Source organism: Clostridium estertheticum, assembly GCF_026650985.1.
In the GTDB taxonomy this organism is placed as follows: domain Bacteria; phylum Bacillota; class Clostridia; order Clostridiales; family Clostridiaceae; genus Clostridium_AD; species Clostridium_AD estertheticum_C.
The window spans coordinates 1,741,906-1,759,254 of sequence record NZ_CP086239.1 but is presented as its reverse complement, the minus strand read 5'-3'; the positions used below and the strand labels follow the sequence as shown (position 1 = coordinate 1,759,254).

The window sequence follows — 17,349 nt, the reverse complement described above, 5'->3', positions numbered from 1 at the left end:
AAGAATCATTAGAAATATCATGGGATGCTTAACTCACATTTTAATTAAAAGGAGAACTCAATGAAAAATAGTAGAAATAATATCTATATAGTGGATTTTCTAATGTCTTTTATTACAGTGTTTGGTGTAGTAATGTTTTTACCTATGTTTCCACATATACAAGAAGTATTTGGGGTGAGCGTTTCACAAATTTCTTGGATACCAAATGTGGCATTTTTAACAATGATAATATTTGCTATACTCGTGAGTAAAATTATAAATAGAGTAGGGATTAAAAAATTGCTCCTAATAAGTTTAATATTGTGGATTACAGGAATAGTACTTGAAATTGTTGCACTTAGTAATTTGCATTTTTATGTTTTTGTAATAGGAAGGTTTGTGGAAGGAATTGGAGAAGCCTTTATGTTTCCATTACTTTTATCCATGAACAAGTTTGAATTAAAAACTTTGGGGAGTGAAAAGATTGGTCTTAGTCTTATTGAGTTTGGGGCAGCGCTTGGGGGTTTAATTTCTGGAATAATATCTGGAAATTTTATTAATAATCCTATACAATTTCTTATAATTCCAATTTGTTTTGCAATTATAGTAGGAGTTTTTATCATAATTCAATTAAAACCTGTAGTTTTGATTGATACAGATACGGAGAGTCAAAATAAAAAAGTAAAGGAGAGTAATAAAGCATACATAAGCTTAGTGCTTATGATTTTTATTATTCAAACAATATTTTCATCAATTCAAGTTTATTTGGCGTATTATATGGATGCTATTTCATCACCCAATTTGACCGGTTTTGTGATTTCAATTGAGCAAATTTTATTAGCTATAGGCACAATTGCGCCTATAGTAATCCTTAAAAAGATATCATTAAGAACAACTAGAAATATTATTTTTTTAATTTTTGTCTTTGGGACTATTATATTGGGTTTGCAAATATCTATTTATTTATCCATATTAGGATTTGGAATAATGGCATTCTCTATAGGTGTAGGTTTTACAATCTCGAATATTTGTGTTACTAAAGTTATTAGCACAAAAGTATCACAAAAGCTTTCAATATATACTGCTATAAGGAATGCTGGGGGATTTGTGCTTTCTTTTATATGGGGAAATATGATAGCTAGTTACCATGAATCAGGACAAAGTTATGGAGAGATTTTTAGACACTTATATATATTTGAAGGGATAATAGTAATAGGTATTTTTATAATAATAATTTTTATGCAAAAGGGAGAAGTAATGTTCAAACCTGAATTTGTACAAAAGGAATTATAGATAAATAGAGCTAGCAGATAATAATCTGCTAGCTCTATTTATTTATTGATGTATTCTAAACATCCTTAGGAAGGGTAGACTCCCTTATTATCAGTTGATACTCTGAGTAAGTTTTTTTGTTTATCGGATATTTTCCGTGTAATATGTCAATGAATAGGTGGCCAGATTTTTGTCCGAGTTCAAACAGATTTTGGTCTATTGTACTTAAAGAGGGCGTAGTGAGCGAAGAAACTTCAATATTACTAAAACCCATAATAGATACTTGCTCAGGTACTTTCACACCATATTTCAAGAATTCCCTTAAAGCACCAATAGCGATAGTATCAGAAGAACATATAACAATATAGGGATATGGTAAATTTCTTTCAAAGAGATCTTTTGCAGCAGATTTCCCTCCACAATAACTATGACTACAATTAATAATATTATTATTTGAAAAATCTAAATTGTGTTTTTCAAAAAAAAGTTTGAATGCATTTATTTTTACAGTTGTAGTTTTCCAAGTGGGATCTCCCAGAATATATGTATTAAGATTATTTCCAGGATTAAAGTAGGATAGAGTATCATAGACAGCCTTACCTTCATCAACTAAGATTGAGAACATCTTTTGACCTCCCTTTATAAAGCTATTAACTAATACAATTGGGTGAGTGTTGCTTAAGTTTATTAGGAAACTAGCATTATTATCGTTAGAGGGTCTGCTTCCTACTATAATAAAACCATCCACAAATTTTTCAACAAGCATTTCTATTTCTTTTTTCTCAGTATCTGCATTATTTGCTGTAGAGCATAGTATAAGTTTATAACCGTTTTTTTGACAGGTAACTTCAATACCTTTAACAACCTCTGCAAAAAAGGGATTTACTATATCTGCGATTATTACACCGATAGTTTTCATACTAATATTATTCATTCCTCTGGCGTATGCATTTGGAATATATCCTTTATCTTTTATTATTTCTAGAATTCTTTGTTTGGTGTCCTCTTTAACTGAACCATTTTTATTTATAACGCGAGATACGGTAGCCACTGATACTCCGGCATCCCTTGCTAAGTCATACATAGTGTAACTCATAAAGCACATCCTTTAATAATATAAAAACGTAAATTGCTACTTTTTTTATATTATATATCAATCATGATTAGAATGAAAGTATAATAAAAATGTAACTGGTTACATTTTTATTTAAAATAGTATTTACAATACTTAATTTATAGGTTATTATATGTGTAAAGGTTTAAACAACTAAAATATTAGGCTAATATGTGTCAAAGTAATTTAATAGTTATGGTTTTTATAAGCAAAGTGCAAATATGAAGTAAAATGTAACTGGTTACATAAAATGCAATGTATAAATAAAAGAATATCAGTTATTAATTAGATAGGGGTGAGTTTTATGAATGTTAGTAATAAAATAGAAAAGGTTGATAACAAAGGTGAATATATTGATATTGTTACTGATGGAGGAAAATTCAGAATAATGTTTTTAAAAAGTGATATAGTTCGAATAAGATGTACCTTTGACAAGGAGTTTTCAAAAGAGGCTTCTTATGCATTAGTTATGACAGCATGGGAAGATAAAATGGATTCTGTAATGTCCGAAGAAAGAAAAAGAATAAAACCTTATATATCAAAATTTGAAGAATTTGATGAATATATTTGTTTGAAAACAGATTTACTAAAGGTAAATATAAATAAGGAACCTTTTGGAATAGAAATATTTAATAATGAAGGTAGATTGTTACATTCTGATTTAAAAGAAAAATCTTATGTAAAAGATGATTATGGAAGATTAAGTCATTATTCTTGTATAGATGACAATGATTCTTTTTATGGGTTTGGTGAAAAGACTGGCTATATAAATAAATCCAAAAGACGAATGAGAATGAATAATGTGGATACTTTGGGCTATGATTCAGAGCTGACAGATCCACTTTATAAACATATACCATTTTACATAAAGCTTAATAAAGCTACTAAAATTGCATGTGGATTATTTTACAATAACTCTTATTCATCTGTTTTTGATATGGGATGCGAAAGAAGTGGTTACTGGGATAAATATAGCTATTTTGCTACTGAAGGTGGCGAGTTAGATCTATTTTTCATGTATGGACCAGATATTAAAGATGTGGTAGGTCATTATACAGATCTAACAGGCAAAACTGCCTTACCCCCACTCTATTCCTTAGGATATTTTGGTTCTACTATGTTTTATACAGAGTTACAAAATGATTGTGACAAAGCAATTTTAGATTTTATTGATAAAACAAAAAAAGAGGATATTCCCTGTGATGGATTTTTTCTATCTTCAGGTTATACTACAGGAAATGACGGAAAAAGGCATGTATTTAATTGGAATAATAATCGATTCCCTTGTCCTGAAAAATTTGTAAATAAGATGAAGAAAAGGGGAGCAGATATTTCGCCGAATGTTAAACCGGGCATGCTTATATCTAACCCTTTATATGAAGAGTTTAAATCTGCAAAAGCTTATATCATGGATGAAAATGGGAAAGAGCCTCATAAAGACAGATTTTGGGGTGGGAAAGCTTCTTTTGTAGATTTTACTAATCCAAAGGGAAGAGAATTATGGAAAAAGCATCTCAAGCAATCATTTATAGATAAGGGCATCGTCTGTATTTGGAATGATAATAATGAATATGAAATAAATAACTCTAAAGCTTTATGTGAATTCGAGGGTGGGAAAATTACTATAAATGCTATAAGACCATTAATGCCTAATTTAATGGCAATGGCTGCAAAGCAAGCACTTAAGGAAAGTTGTCCGGATGTAAGACCTTATATTACAAATAGAGCTGGTTTTGCAGGGATCCAAAGATACGCTCAAACATGGGCTGGTGACAATAGTACAAGTTGGCATAGTTTGAAATTTAACATACCAGTAATACTCGGAATGGGTTTATCAGGAGTTGCAAATCAAGGTTGTGACATTGGTGGATTTTATGGACCAGCTCCAGAACCAGAATTATATGTACGGTGGGTTCAACATGGAATATTCCAACCAAGGTTTTCAATACATTCTTGTAATACAGATAATACAGTAACAGAACCTTGGATGTATCCTTCTTACACAAAATATATAAGGGATGCAATAAAATTAAGGTATAATTTAGCACCTTATTTATACTCTTTACTATTTGAAGCTTCTACAGAGGGGTCACCAATAATGAGGCCATTGTTTTATGAATTTCAAAATGATACAAATACTTATGATGAGAGCTTTGATTTTATGTATGGTAAATCAATGTTAGTCGCAAGTATTTATGACAAGGGAATAACCTTAAGAAAGATTTATTTGCCAAAAGGGTGCATGTGGTACGATTGGTACACTAAAAAAATGTATGAAGGTGGGCAAACAATTGAAATTGAAACTTCTATTGATAAAATACCATTATTCTTTAGAAGTGGCTCTATAATACCACTTGCAGAAGATATAATGAATTTGCATTTGCAAAACATTGATAGTTTAAATATATTAGTAGAACCTTGGCAAGATTGTGAATTCACATTATATGAAGATGATGGTACCTCTAATAAATATCTTAAGGGTGAATATTTGAAAACTTGCATCAAAGTAAAAAGTGATGAACATGGAGATGTAGAAATTGATTTTAATAAAGAAGGATCCTATGTTACAAAGGTTAAAAACTTAAATCTAAGTGTAATATGTAGAGAACTAGCCCCAGTTAATATAGCTGTAGATAACAAAAATATTATATTTTACTTAGATAGAGGAAACTTTGAAAGCAGTCAAGAGGGTTGGTATTTTGATAATGAACAAAAAACAGTGAGAATAAAGTATAACAACCATTTAGAAAATTACAAGGTAAGCATTAGTTATGCTGTAAAAGATCTAATTTCAATATAAGAAAAATCATGAACATTCACGCAGATATTATAGTAGTATTACGAATTGCAGACTAATTTATTATTATATAAAAGAAAAAGTGATAGGAGGATTTAATATGTTATTAAAACACTTTTTATCTATAGAAAAAGTTGAGAATGGCTACTATGTGAAAGGTGATACGGCAGATATTAAGATAATTTTTATGACAGATGATATTATACGAGTCCGAGTATCATTTGATAAAAAGTGGCAGGAGGAGTCTTATACACTAGTTATGACAGCTTGGAAAGATCGTTTAGATTACTTGTTTCCAGAAGAGCGTAAACAAATAAAGGCGTTAGATATTCCTTTTGAAGAAACAGAAAAAGAAATTACATTTTATACAAAAACGTTGAAATTTGTAATGTATAAATCGCCACTACATTTTTGCATATATAAATTAAATGGAGTGAAGCTATATAGTGATGTTCCAGAGAGAGCTTTTGAGTGTGATCATCTAGGACGAATTTCCCATTATAATGAGATAGACTTCAAAAATGATCATTTTTATGGGTTCGGTGAAAAAACAGGATATTTAGATAAAATTGGTAAAAGGATGCGTATGACACCTAAGGATGCAATTGGCCATGATCCAGAATTTGGGGATCCTTTATATAAGCATATCCCATTTTATCTAAAGTTAAACAATAATAACCGTCATACTATAGGATTATTTTATCATAATTCCTATGATTCGGTATTTGATATGGGGAATGAAATTAGTGGTTATTGGCATCGATATAGTTACTATCAGGCTGATGGAGGAGATATTGATTTATTTTTTATTAATGGACCATCAGTTGAACAAGTTTTAGACAATTATACAAAGTTAACAGGAAAGCAGGCAATGCCTCCAAAACAAAGCTTAGGGTATACAGCTTCTACTATGTATTATGCTGAACTTGAGAAAGATTGTGACAAGGAAATATATGAAGTCATTCAGAAATATTTTGATGAAGAGATGTATATAGATAACTTTAAGTTGGCATCTGGTTATTCTTCTGGAGAAAAAGACAATCTAAGATATACTTTTAATTGGAATAGAAAGCGATTTCCTAATCCTAAGGATTTTTTTCGGAAAATGAATGAACTAGGTATTAATGTGATACCTAATTTAAAACCAGGTATTTTACCTAATCATCCTTACAAAGACGAATTTGAAAAAAATGATGTATTTGTTAAAAGTCCAGATGGAAAAGAAGATTATGTTGGTCGTTGGTGGGGAGGTGCTGGAAGATTTATAGATTTTACTAATCCTTCCGGCAGAGAAATATGGAAAAACTTGCTTAAAGAAACTATTTTAAGTAAAGGAGCTACAACTGTGTGGAATGACAATTGTGAATATGATGGTGTAGAAGATCGTAATGCTATATGTGATTTCGATGGAAAAAAAGGCACAATGGCTCAGCTGAAAATTATACATTCAAATTTGATGGCTTACGTTGGAACACAAGCTATTTCTGAACTTTATCCAAATCGTCGTCCATATATTATCAACCGCGCTGGATTTGCAGGAATTCAGAGATATGCACAGACATGGGCAGGAGATAACTTGACGGATTGGCGTACATTAAAATTTAATATAGCAACTATTGTTGGAATGGGATTGTCTGGAGTGGCAAATACAGGCTGTGACATAGGAGGTTTTGCTGGAGGTGCTCCAGAGGGAGAACTCTTGCTACGATGGATACAAAATGGTATATTCCAGCCAAGATTTTGTATTAATTCAGCCAACAATGATAATACTGTTACTCAACCATTTATGTATGAAGAAAATAATGAATTTGTGCGTAATGCATATAGCCAGCGTTATAGGATGTTACCATACCTGTATTCTTTGATGTACGAAGCTCATATTACTGGTAAACCACTAATGCGTCCACTGTTTATGGAGTTCCAGGATGATATTAATTGCTATGAAGATCAATATATGACTTTTATGTTTGGACCATCAGTTCTAGTAGCAAATGTGTTGGAAAAGGGAGCGGAATCAAGAAAGATTTATTTACCAGAAGGTTGTACTTGGTATGATATGAATCAAAATATGGCTGAATATAAAGGAGGACAAGTAATAGAAATTCCGGTTACACTTAATAGTATTCCTATGTTCCTAAGAGGTAATGGAATTTTTATAACAAATGAAGATGTAAAACATATTGTTACTGATAAAATGAAGAGTTTAGATATTTTAATTGGTGGAGAATCAGAAGGAAGTTTCCATTTTTATGATGATGATGGTATAAGTAATGATTTTAAAAAAGGTGTATATGAATATACAGAAATTAGTGTAAATGGTGAGGCACGCAAACTAATTTCTTTTAAAACAACAGGAAGATATGAAAGTGGCATATCTAATCTTAAAATTAAATTAATAAATAAAGAGAAAGGTGCATATTGGGTTTCGGTGGAAAATGAAAGAATACCACGTTTTCTTAATAAGAGGTCATGGGAAAAAACAGAACAAGGATGGTATTATGAGTTGTCAGACAAGACAGTTTTAGTAAAATGCAAGAAACCAACAAAAAAGGAATTTGATATTATAGTTTCTTGTGAAAAGTTTGATTTAATTGGTATGGCAGATTAGGGCCAAATAGCATATACATCTTCAAGGTTATTAGAATGGGGTCTGTGTAGTAATGGAACGAAAAAGCGGAAAGTAGACCCTGAAATTTACCATATAATTTTCATTTAAAGATCGTAATGGTCTAAGTTGTGTTTTCCAATTGGTATTAAAAGGAATCTACATCACTAAGGTGAAAAATCTAAGTGTAATATGTAGAGAACTAGCCCCAGTTAATATAGCTGTAGATAACAAAATATTATATTTTACTTAGATAGAGGAAACTTTGAAAGTAGTCAAGAGGGTTGGTATTTTGATAATGAACAAAAGACAGCAAAAATAAAATATAACAATCATAGTGGAAATTACAAAGTAAATATTAGTTATGCTGTTAAAGATTTAATCTCAATATAAGTTTAATTTAAAAGGAGTTTTATCATGAAAATAATCTAGCTACTAAATTTAGCAGCTAGATACATTAAATATAATTAAGAGGAGTTAAAAATGAAAACGTTTATTGATAACGGAATCTTTGAATAAAAATAACATTCTGTCATTTAACTGAATTGCTAATTATTAAAAAATTTAAATTAAAGAGAGGTAATAAAATGTCTAAAAAAACTAAAAAAATTACAATAGGTGTAGGTCTTGGTTATGGGTTAGTTGATGCTATGGGCGGAGGAGCATTTACAATTATCGGAGCTTTCTTACTCTTTTTCTATATAACTTTCGCCGGATTATCGCCACTACAAGCAGCTTCTATTATTGCTATTGCTCGTATTGTTGATGCAATTGTTAGTTTAAGTATTGGAAGTATAACAGATAACTTTTATAAAACAAAATTAGGTCAAAAGTTTGGACGTCGTCGTTTCTTTTTATTGATTGGAGTACCTTTAATGGCAGTTTATGCAACTCTATGGGTAACAGGTATGGGTTACTTATATTATCTAATCTCTTATTTATTATTTGAAATGATTGCTGCTATGATATTAATTCCATATGAAACATTGCCCTCAGAGATGACAAAGGATTTCAATGAAAGAACTGTACTTTCTACAGGTAGAATGTTTATTTCAGCTACAAGTACATTCTTTGCTACTTTTGTTCCGGGTCAATTAATTAAACATTTTGGTCAAAACAATGCATATGCATATTTTTTTAATGGATGTATATTTGCTGTAGTATATGCTATGTGTATATTTATAACATATAAGGTTACTTGGGAAAGAGAACCTTCACCTGAAATGAAAAAGGAATTATTAATTAAAACACGTGAACACAAAAGTTTTAAACAGCACCTCGAAACAGTTGTTCATATATTTAATGATTATATATCTACATTTAAGATCAGGAGTTTTAGAAAACATTTAGCTATTTATATATTATCATTTACTGCTAAAGATGTATTTAATGCTACCTTCATATTTTTCTGTGTTTACGATTTAAAAGTTACAGCTACTCTCGCTGCCAATTTGCTTTCACTTAGTATTGTTGGTATACCTGTGACTATACTTGCAGGATTTTTGATGATTAAGGTAGGTCCTTCTAATTTATTTAAGATAGCTTACTCTACAATGATTGTATGTTTACTCGGCTTTTATGCTGTATATTTACTTGATCCAGGATCTAAGATTGCTATTTTATTTATAATTTCTATTGTATATCAAATAGGCGTATGTGTATTAATATTTACACCATGGAATGTATTTCCATTTATTCCGGATGTAGATGAAATGGTTTTCAAAAAAAGAAGAGAGGGACTTTTCGCAGCAGTTATGACTTTCACTAGAAAGAGTAGTGTAGCAGTAGCTACACTTATTGTTGGATTTATATTGGAGTATGGAGGATTTGTTAAAGGTCAAGCAACTCAAACACCTCAAGTAATGCACGTTATTGCATATACTATGGTTATTGGATCTATTGTGTTACTTGTAATGGCGCTACTTATAACCTTTACTTTTAAATTAAATAAGCAAACACATATCATATTAACAAAAGAAATCGAACGATTGAAAAATAATGGTTCAAAACTTGATGTTGATCCGAAAACAAAAGAAGTTGTTGAAGACCTTACTGGATATAAGTATGAAGATGTTTGGAAAGAAATAAGTTAGTAACATAAAAATTGCATTTATGGTTTTTATAATAAATGAAAGTATATAATAGTAGGGACACTTTAGAAAGTTATAAGTGTCCCTACTATTATTATTATTATTATTATTATTATTATTATTAGGCTATGTTTAATGACATTGTTGATAATATGACAATTTTTAAGTGAAGCCATTTTAGGCTTCACTTAATTCACATTTTATGAATATTGTGTAAATGTTTTTGAGTTTACTTTAAATACTGTTCTGGATTTAATGATATTTCTTTTACATCTGAAAAGAACAATGAACAATGGTATCCATCAGCAACTGCATGATGAACCTGAATAGTTACTGGCATAATAATTTTATTACCTTCTTCAAAAAACTTCCCCCATGTTACCATTGGAAACAGAAAAGGACTATTTCCTTCATTGTTTACATTAAAAGATGTGTAATTAAACCAAGGCAGACATGAAACAATAAAAAAATTTTTTTGAAACTTTGTAGTAAAATTAGTATCCTGTTTATAACTGTTTAAAGCATTTTCCATATCTTCATAAAAATTTAAAAATTCATTATTAAATGACGTATACAAATCACTCATTACTTTAGTCTTATCATTTAATACAGAATAACTTGGACCAATTTCATCAAAGAATCCTAATTTACCTTCTTCATCAAATGCTATTTTAAATTCTTGATAATTATTTATAACTTTTGAAACAACCCATGTAAAAGTTGGATAAAATCTCAACTTGTTAATTTTTATGTAATTATAAAGATTTGTAATATCAATATTAACAGTTATACTGTATGTACATTTTGCATTATTAAAAAAATGATTAAAACATTCCTTCCTATCCCAAGTATTCATATTAATTATATTAAATCCCATAATTTATTCTCTCCTTGTATTTAAGTTTTATATTCGTATTTTTCTTTCTATCCCTCAAAATTACTAACTTTGTTATTTTACAATTTTTACTTCACAATTTTTACTTCACAATTAATTACTATTGTGTCTGTATTTAATTATACAACGTAGTAATTTTGATTATTCAAATATTTAACATAATTAAATATAAATTGCTTCCCTAATTTTAAAATCTTTTAACTTTGTATCAGAATGAGATGTATGCGACTGGACTAATAAATGTTTGGTTTTTACAGTATCATTCTCTGTATTAAAAAACTGTAACCATTTAAACCAGTACATGTAGTTAGCAAGGTATTTTGTGGCTACACTATGAAAATTATACATCCATTCTTTTAGTTTGCTATGAAAAGCATTTATGTGCTGTATATGGTATATGCCTTCCTTATGCTTCCCACGTTTAATTTGTTGTAGTTCCACACCTAAATTTTGTGCAAATCTAATATAACTTTTGTGTGAATCAGTACAAAGGATAGATTCATCCTCAATCCTGCCTGTAAAGAGCCTTTCTAAATCTGTATGTTTCATCCTACCTTTACATATTAGTTCAGTCATAATATTTCCTACTCTATCAATGGCACATAGTACACAAACCTGTTCCTTTGATATACCTCTTTTTCTCTTTTCATCCTTACTACTCCTACTGCCTTTAACCCCACATTTATGAGGTTCTCTTGGCATTATAAACGTAGTGCTTTTCTTATGATTTCCTTTAAAGGATTCTCTGAAAAATGCCTCGTCAACTTCTATAACTCCACCAACATTTCCAATACCCATATACACGCTGATAGCGTCTAAAAACTTATGCCTCCAATAAAAAGATGTAGGCACACTAATCTCTACTATCTCTGCACATTTTCTTACCATTTATCATACATTTAGAATATAATATCCACTTTTTAATATCTTTCTTACTGTTGTATCTTGGCGAACGTGTAAAGTCAGTAAAGGTCTTTCGGCAGGACTTACAGATATATCTTTGTTTGCCATTGAACTTACCATTTCTTGATACTCACCTTTTCATGGAGAAACTGTACGAATATATAAGAAGATAGAAGGAACTTATAAGGAAATGTATGCACATCATGAGCCAGTAAGGAAAGATACAATGCGAAAACATTGATACAGGGTGTGGACCAGCTAATGTATAATAGATCATAAAGATATTATTATAGCTACAAACCGTGAAATTGATGAAGTGGCTATGTACACAATTGAACCTTAGAGAGGAGGAAATCAAATTTATTATCATATAGACTTGTTTTATGATAAAATTAGTTATTAGAATTATTTATCTTTTGATTGGAGAGTTTAATATGTGTATTAATGAAAATTTTAGACTAACAATATTAGAAACTAGCGATGTTCATGGAACGGTCTTACCTATAAATTATTCGGACAACTCCTATACAAATTGTGGTCTTGCAGCTTTGTCCACTATAATTGTAAGGGAAAGAGAAATAAATCCGGGTACAATACTTATAGATAATGGGGATATGATTCAAGGTACAGCGCTTACATATTTTCATGCTAAAATAGATAATAACAGGCCAAATCCAATGATTGAGGTCATGAACCTTATGGGATACGATGCTGCTGTGATTGGTAATCATGAATTTAATTATGGAAGGACTTATTTGGATAATGTTATAAAAACTTCAAATTTTCCATGGTTATGCGCTAATATTACAAAAAAAACTACAGGGGAAAGTTTTATTAATAAACCTTACATTGTTAAAACTTTTGATAATGGTTTAAAGGTAGGTATTTTAGGGCTAACAACTAAGTATATTCCTAACTGGGAAAGTGAAGGTACAATTAAGGACTTAGATTTTAAAGATGTAGTAGAGAGTGCAAGTTATTGGCTCCATATAATGAAAGATAAAGAAGCTACGGACATAAATATAGTATCCTATCATGGCGGGTTTGAAAGAGATTTAGATACAGGGGAACCTTCTGAAAAACTCACAGGAGAAAATCAAGGTTATGAGTTATGTACTAAAGTGAGTAATATGGATGTGCTTCTAACTGGCCATCAACATAGAGTTATAGAAAATTTATTGGTAAATGGTGTTTTAGTTGTGCAACCAGGTTACAATGGTAATTGTATTGGCAAAGTAACTATGGATTTAGTCAAAATATCTGGCAAATGGTCGGTGCAAAGCAAAGTGTCCAATGTTATTGAGGCAAATGCTTTAGACGTTGATAAGAGAATTTTGAATTCTACATGCCCAATAGAAACAGAAACACAAGCTTGGCTTGATACTCCAATTGGACATGTAGAAGGGGACATGATTATAAAAGATCCACTTAAGGCAAGGCTTAAAGATAACGCTTTTGCTGAGTTTATAAATAAAGTTCAGATGGATGCAGCAAAGGTTGATATATCAAACACAGCTATTTTTGACAACAACTGTAAGGGGTTTAATTACAACGTCACGATGAGGGATATAATATCAAATTATAAATATCCGAATACACTAAAGGTAATTATGATAAAAGGTTCTGATATAAAAGCGGCTCTCGAAAAAAGCGCAGAATATTTTAGTATAGTTGATGGTAAAATAGGGGTAGCAAAGAAGGGTAATTATCTTAAACTTCAACATTATAATTATGATATGTGGGAAGGCATAGATTATGTTATAGATATTACAAAACCTATAAATTTTAGAATTACGAAAATTAATTATAAAAACTCTCCTATTAATATGGAAGGAGAATATGCTGTAGTAATGAATAATTACAGAGCAGGTGGCGGTGGCAATTATTTATTGTTTAGGGGTAAACCGGTCATTAAAGATATATCAACAGATATGGCTGAACTAATTGCAAATTACATACTAAAGAGAAAAACAATTAAAGCAACAGTTAATGATAATTGGAAAGTTATATAATTGATATTACTTTGAGGTGATTAAAAAACACAGGTGAAATACCTGTGTTTTTTTGATTGAAGAATAGATTATTATGATTTTTTTTATTTTAATTTTCCTGCGCGAATGTCATCTGTCATTCCTTTATAAGGTGCTACGGATATTGTTTTTTGATTATCAACACCAGCGTTCTCTAAAAATGTTATGTCTGCAAATTCTGGGACAACATATTTGGGATAAGTATCATATTTTTCACGTGATTCTTTCATTAAATCAATATAATCATTTTGATAGCAAACAGTAATTTCAGGGTGTTCATGAACCCATTTTGGGAAAAAGATAACGCCATGCATCCTTTTCTCAGTTGGCATAAAGTTCAAAGAAACGTCTGTTCCAGTTGGTTCTGTCCACGAAACTTTATAAACACCTTCTATTAGTTTTACAATACCAACTTCTTGGTCACGAACCCAACGACCTGCAACCATTCCACTGTGAATACGATAATCAATTGTATGTTCATTTTTAATATAGATTTCGTATTCCCATCCATTTTCATAAGTATAAATCATATGACTTCCTACAAACTTTTTCATTTAAAATTCCTTCTTTCAATTAATTTTTTATTCCAATTCACTATAAAGAGATAAGTATATCCATTACACAATCAACAGTTTTATAAATTAGTTTTTAATTTATAAAACAATAGGTATAAATTATAGTTATAACAATATCACACAAACATGTACTTATAAACATGTAATTAATTACATGTTTATATTATAACGCTTTATTCTATAATAAGTCAAATATATTTAGAAACTTAAAAAAAAGAAGAAAGTTTTTATTAAATGAAGAAATAAACGAATATTATAGAAGATTAAACATATTATTAATAGAGCAAAAAGGAGAACTATAATAATGAGTGAGATTGAGTATAAGAAGGTTGTTTCTAAAGATTGTCCAACAATATTGGGTTGTAAGCATTTATTAAATATAAACGATGAATATCTATTAGCTAACGGTGGAGTTCTGATAGATAATGGAGGAAATTTGATTTGGAATACTAAGTGGGAACATTATTTTTCAAGAGCTATATATATAAAAGGGAAAAAAATGCTTTTGACAAATAGAACTCTTGATTTTGGGATGGAGGGGGAGTATAACTGTGGCATAGCTTGCATTGATATGAAAACAGGGAATTATATATGGAAACATTTCTATGACAAATATGAATCTAAGTTTAATTTAAGAAAAAAAGAACCTGACATTAACATGATTAGAAGTATAAAAAAGGTATGTGCTGATGAAAATTGCGTATATGCTGATGATTTTAGAGTTAATTTGGATGATGGATCTTATTCGTATATAGGAGAAAGAAGATTAAGAAGAGATAAAACACCAAATGAAATCTATCCGGAGTTTGTAAAATCGTTTAAAGAAAAGATCCATAATAATGCTGAATATAAATTAAAGTTTAATATTGAAGATAATATTATTGAAATCAATAATCAAAAATTATTTAAAGAAGGATATTTTTTTAATAAATGTGATTTTATTATGGAAACAGATCAAAACATACATTTTTTTGGTACACCAGCAAAGAGAAATCATCAAAATGCAATATTATTTAAATACTCAAAAAAACTAAAAAAAATGGTGGAAGAAATTGCTCTGCCATTTAGGAATGCACCCTTTGAGGCTTATGACTTTTTTGGAAAGGGTATGCTGATTTTTGTAAGAGACGATATATATTTATTAAAAGATTTTTTTTTAGAATAGAGTATAGATTATTATATATAGAAGAAAAGTTATGCTAGTTAATACTGGCATAACTTTTTTCTTTTGCTATTTTCCCACTGTTTAAATCTATTAGCATTACGTAAAGATTTAGAAAATTTAAAAGCAAAATACTGCATTTGGGGGGGACCCAATGCAGTATCTTTTATACATATAACAATAAAGTTGGTATATTTAAATTATTGACTATTTTACAAATCTTATTCATTTTATTTGTATGATTTTTATATAACTTCTGGAGTAGTATCTGGTTGTTTTATTATTTATACAAAAATTGAAGGATATTTGCAGATATTTGTTGAATAATGACAGTGGAATCTTTTTATTGTGGGTAGAGTATTTTAAACACGATATAAATATGTATTAGCAGTTATGTAATTCTCGAATATAATTATATATATGATTATGTTATTTTAGAACAAAAGTAAAAAATATATTACAAGGGGATTAAAATGAGAAATATTAAAAAATATCTGACCTCTATTTTGGGGGTAATACTTATTTTCAGCTTGACTGGTTGCTCAAGTGTACCTGAAAATGCTACGAAAACAACTTTATCAAGTAAAGTATTGTCAAAGCAGAATACAACTGAGAAACAGCTTCAACCTACTAAAAATATAAGCTTAGTTAATAAAAAGGCTGTTAATGGTAATTTAAGAGTTTCATATATAGATGTAGGACAAGCTGATAGCATTTTGATAGAGCAAGGAACAAGCTCAATGTTAATAGATGCAGGTAATAATGAAGACTCAAGTACTGTTAAAAATTATATAACAAAGCAAGGTATTACGAAACTTGATTATATTGTAGGGACTCATCCACACGAGGACCACATTGGAGGACTCGACTATGTAATAAATAGCTTTCAAATAGGTAAAATTTATATGCCAAAGGCTACATCAAATACTAAGACTTTTTTAGATGTGGTAAGTGCTATTAAAGCTAAGGGAATGAAAGTAACTGCACCTACAGTTGGGGAAACTTTTAAAGTAGGGGGTGCAACAGCTACAATTTTAGCACCCAACAGTACTGGCTATGAAGATTTAAATAATTTTTCAATTGTAATAAGATTAACCTTTGGCAATAATAGCTTTATTTTTGACGGGGATGCGGAGGGAGCATCTGAGAATGAGATGTTATCTAAAGGTTTTGATATAAGTGCTGATGTGCTTAAGGTTGGACATCATGGTTCTAGTTCATCAACTACGCAGGCTTTTTTAGATAAGGTAAATCCTAAATATGCGATTATTTCAGTAGGCAAAGACAATAGTTATGGACATCCTCACAAGACAACAATGGATAAATTAAAAGCGAAAGGTGTTAAGGTTTATAGGACTGATGAAAGTGGGACAATAGTTGCAACATCTGATGGTAAAAACATAACATTTAATACTAAACCAGGTAGTTATTCTTTTTTAGGGTCAGGCTCAAGTTCTTCTAGTAAAAGTTCTTCAAGTAGCGGAAGCTCGAAAATTAAAACAGTTGCGACAAAATTGCCTAAATCATCAAATAATAGTAAAGTTGTATATTATACTCCATCAGGGAAATCATATCATTATGATAAAAATTGTAGAACACTGGCAAGAAGTAAGACTATATTAAACGGAACGTTAGGTGAAGCATTAAGTTCTTCACATAATGATCCTTGTAATATATGTGCAGGAGGTAATTAAGTGAATGTAATAATCGATAGATTTGAAGGGGATTATGTTGTGTGCGAAAAAGAAGATAGGACTATGATGGATATTAAAAAATCTAAAATTCCTAGTATAGCTAAAGAGGGGGATGTACTGAGTATTGATAATGATGTGATTAGTATTGATATAGAGAAAACTAAAAAGAGGCTTAATGACATTGAAAAATTAACAAAAGGGTTATGGGAATAGTTAATATTAATTTGAATATA

The 17,349-nt window shown here is 30.0% G+C and carries 11 protein-coding genes and 1 pseudogene; 8 read left to right on the top strand and 4 right to left on the bottom strand.

Annotated features, from left to right (window positions below; genetic code table 11):
* Nucleotides 1-60 precede the first annotated feature (60 nt).
* Complete coding sequence (locus LL038_RS08610) at nucleotides 61-1,272, top strand: MFS transporter (protein WP_216125770.1); 1,212 nt, start codon at nucleotides 61-63, stop codon at nucleotides 1,270-1,272.
* Nucleotides 1,273-1,327: 55 nt separating this feature from the next.
* Here the strand turns inward: LL038_RS08610 and LL038_RS08605 are convergent, their stop codons facing one another.
* Entirely contained in the window at nucleotides 1,328-2,347 is a 1,020-nt protein-coding gene (locus LL038_RS08605) for a LacI family DNA-binding transcriptional regulator (RefSeq protein ID WP_216125767.1), read from the bottom strand.
* Nucleotides 2,348-2,669: 322 nt separating this feature from the next.
* Between LL038_RS08605 and LL038_RS08600 the strand changes: the two genes are divergently transcribed.
* The 3 genes from LL038_RS08600 to LL038_RS08590 all read left to right on the top strand — a co-directional run bounded on the left by LL038_RS08600 (nucleotide 2,670) and on the right by LL038_RS08590 (nucleotide 9,860).
* On the top strand, nucleotides 2,670-5,165 hold the full coding sequence (locus tag LL038_RS08600; RefSeq protein WP_216125764.1) for a TIM-barrel domain-containing protein: 2,496 nt from the start codon (nucleotides 2,670-2,672) through the stop codon (nucleotides 5,163-5,165).
* A gap of 97 nt (nucleotides 5,166-5,262) precedes the next feature.
* The gene (locus LL038_RS08595) at nucleotides 5,263-7,770 is read left to right on the top strand and encodes a TIM-barrel domain-containing protein (protein WP_216125761.1); all 2,508 of its coding nucleotides are present in this window, start codon (nucleotides 5,263-5,265) and stop codon (nucleotides 7,768-7,770) included.
* A 584-nt stretch (nucleotides 7,771-8,354) separates the two neighbouring features.
* Complete coding sequence (locus LL038_RS08590; protein WP_216125759.1) at nucleotides 8,355-9,860, top strand: MFS transporter; 1,506 nt, start codon at nucleotides 8,355-8,357, stop codon at nucleotides 9,858-9,860.
* Nucleotides 9,861-10,086: 226 nt separating this feature from the next.
* On the opposite strand, the gene LL038_RS08585 is transcribed toward LL038_RS08590, so the two are convergent.
* On the bottom strand, nucleotides 10,087-10,734 hold the full coding sequence (locus LL038_RS08585; protein ID WP_216125757.1) for a CatA-like O-acetyltransferase: 648 nt from the start codon (nucleotides 10,732-10,734) through the stop codon (nucleotides 10,087-10,089).
* A gap of 180 nt (nucleotides 10,735-10,914) precedes the next feature.
* Nucleotides 10,915-11,785 (bottom strand): annotated as a pseudogene (locus LL038_RS08580) (IS1595 family transposase); the annotation flags it as partial.
* 304 nt (nucleotides 11,786-12,089) lie between these two features.
* On the opposite strand from LL038_RS08580, the gene LL038_RS08575 reads away from it, so the two are divergent.
* The gene (locus LL038_RS08575; RefSeq protein ID WP_216125858.1) at nucleotides 12,090-13,667 is read left to right on the top strand and encodes a bifunctional metallophosphatase/5'-nucleotidase; all 1,578 of its coding nucleotides are present in this window, start codon (nucleotides 12,090-12,092) and stop codon (nucleotides 13,665-13,667) included.
* Nucleotides 13,668-13,750: 83 nt separating this feature from the next.
* On the opposite strand, the gene LL038_RS08570 is transcribed toward LL038_RS08575, so the two are convergent.
* On the bottom strand, nucleotides 13,751-14,239 hold the full coding sequence (locus LL038_RS08570; protein WP_216125753.1) for a phenolic acid decarboxylase: 489 nt from the start codon (nucleotides 14,237-14,239) through the stop codon (nucleotides 13,751-13,753).
* Between the two features lie 325 nt (nucleotides 14,240-14,564).
* Between LL038_RS08570 and LL038_RS08565 the strand changes: the two genes are divergently transcribed.
* The 3 genes from LL038_RS08565 to LL038_RS08555 all read left to right on the top strand — a co-directional run bounded on the left by LL038_RS08565 (nucleotide 14,565) and on the right by LL038_RS08555 (nucleotide 17,329).
* Nucleotides 14,565-15,425, top strand: coding sequence for a hypothetical protein (locus LL038_RS08565; RefSeq protein WP_216125751.1), 861 nt, complete (start codon nucleotides 14,565-14,567; stop codon nucleotides 15,423-15,425).
* Between the two features lie 470 nt (nucleotides 15,426-15,895).
* Nucleotides 15,896-17,116, top strand: coding sequence for a ComEC/Rec2 family competence protein (locus tag LL038_RS08560; protein ID WP_216125749.1), 1,221 nt, complete (start codon nucleotides 15,896-15,898; stop codon nucleotides 17,114-17,116).
* Nucleotides 17,117-17,329: a DUF3006 domain-containing protein gene (locus LL038_RS08555; protein WP_216125746.1), complete on the top strand. Its 213-nt coding sequence runs from the start codon at nucleotides 17,117-17,119 to the stop codon at nucleotides 17,327-17,329.
* Nucleotides 17,330-17,349 lie beyond the last annotated feature (20 nt).

Bases quoted from the DNA above. Each gene is read 5' to 3' on its own strand.
- LL038_RS08610 (WP_216125770.1), top strand. From the start codon at position 61: ATGAAAAATAGTAGAAATAATATCTATATAGTGGATTTTCTAATGTCT.
- LL038_RS08605 (WP_216125767.1), bottom strand. From the start codon at position 2,347: ATGAGTTACACTATGTATGACTTAGCAAGGGATGCCGGAGTATCAGTG.
- LL038_RS08600 (WP_216125764.1), top strand. From the start codon at position 2,670: ATGAATGTTAGTAATAAAATAGAAAAGGTTGATAACAAAGGTGAATAT.
- LL038_RS08595 (WP_216125761.1), top strand. From the start codon at position 5,263: ATGTTATTAAAACACTTTTTATCTATAGAAAAAGTTGAGAATGGCTAC.
- LL038_RS08590 (WP_216125759.1), top strand. From the start codon at position 8,355: ATGTCTAAAAAAACTAAAAAAATTACAATAGGTGTAGGTCTTGGTTAT.
- LL038_RS08585 (WP_216125757.1), bottom strand. From the start codon at position 10,734: ATGGGATTTAATATAATTAATATGAATACTTGGGATAGGAAGGAATGT.
- LL038_RS08575 (WP_216125858.1), top strand. From the start codon at position 12,090: ATGTGTATTAATGAAAATTTTAGACTAACAATATTAGAAACTAGCGAT.
- LL038_RS08570 (WP_216125753.1), bottom strand. From the start codon at position 14,239: ATGAAAAAGTTTGTAGGAAGTCATATGATTTATACTTATGAAAATGGA.
- LL038_RS08565 (WP_216125751.1), top strand. From the start codon at position 14,565: ATGAGTGAGATTGAGTATAAGAAGGTTGTTTCTAAAGATTGTCCAACA.
- LL038_RS08560 (WP_216125749.1), top strand. From the start codon at position 15,896: ATGAGAAATATTAAAAAATATCTGACCTCTATTTTGGGGGTAATACTT.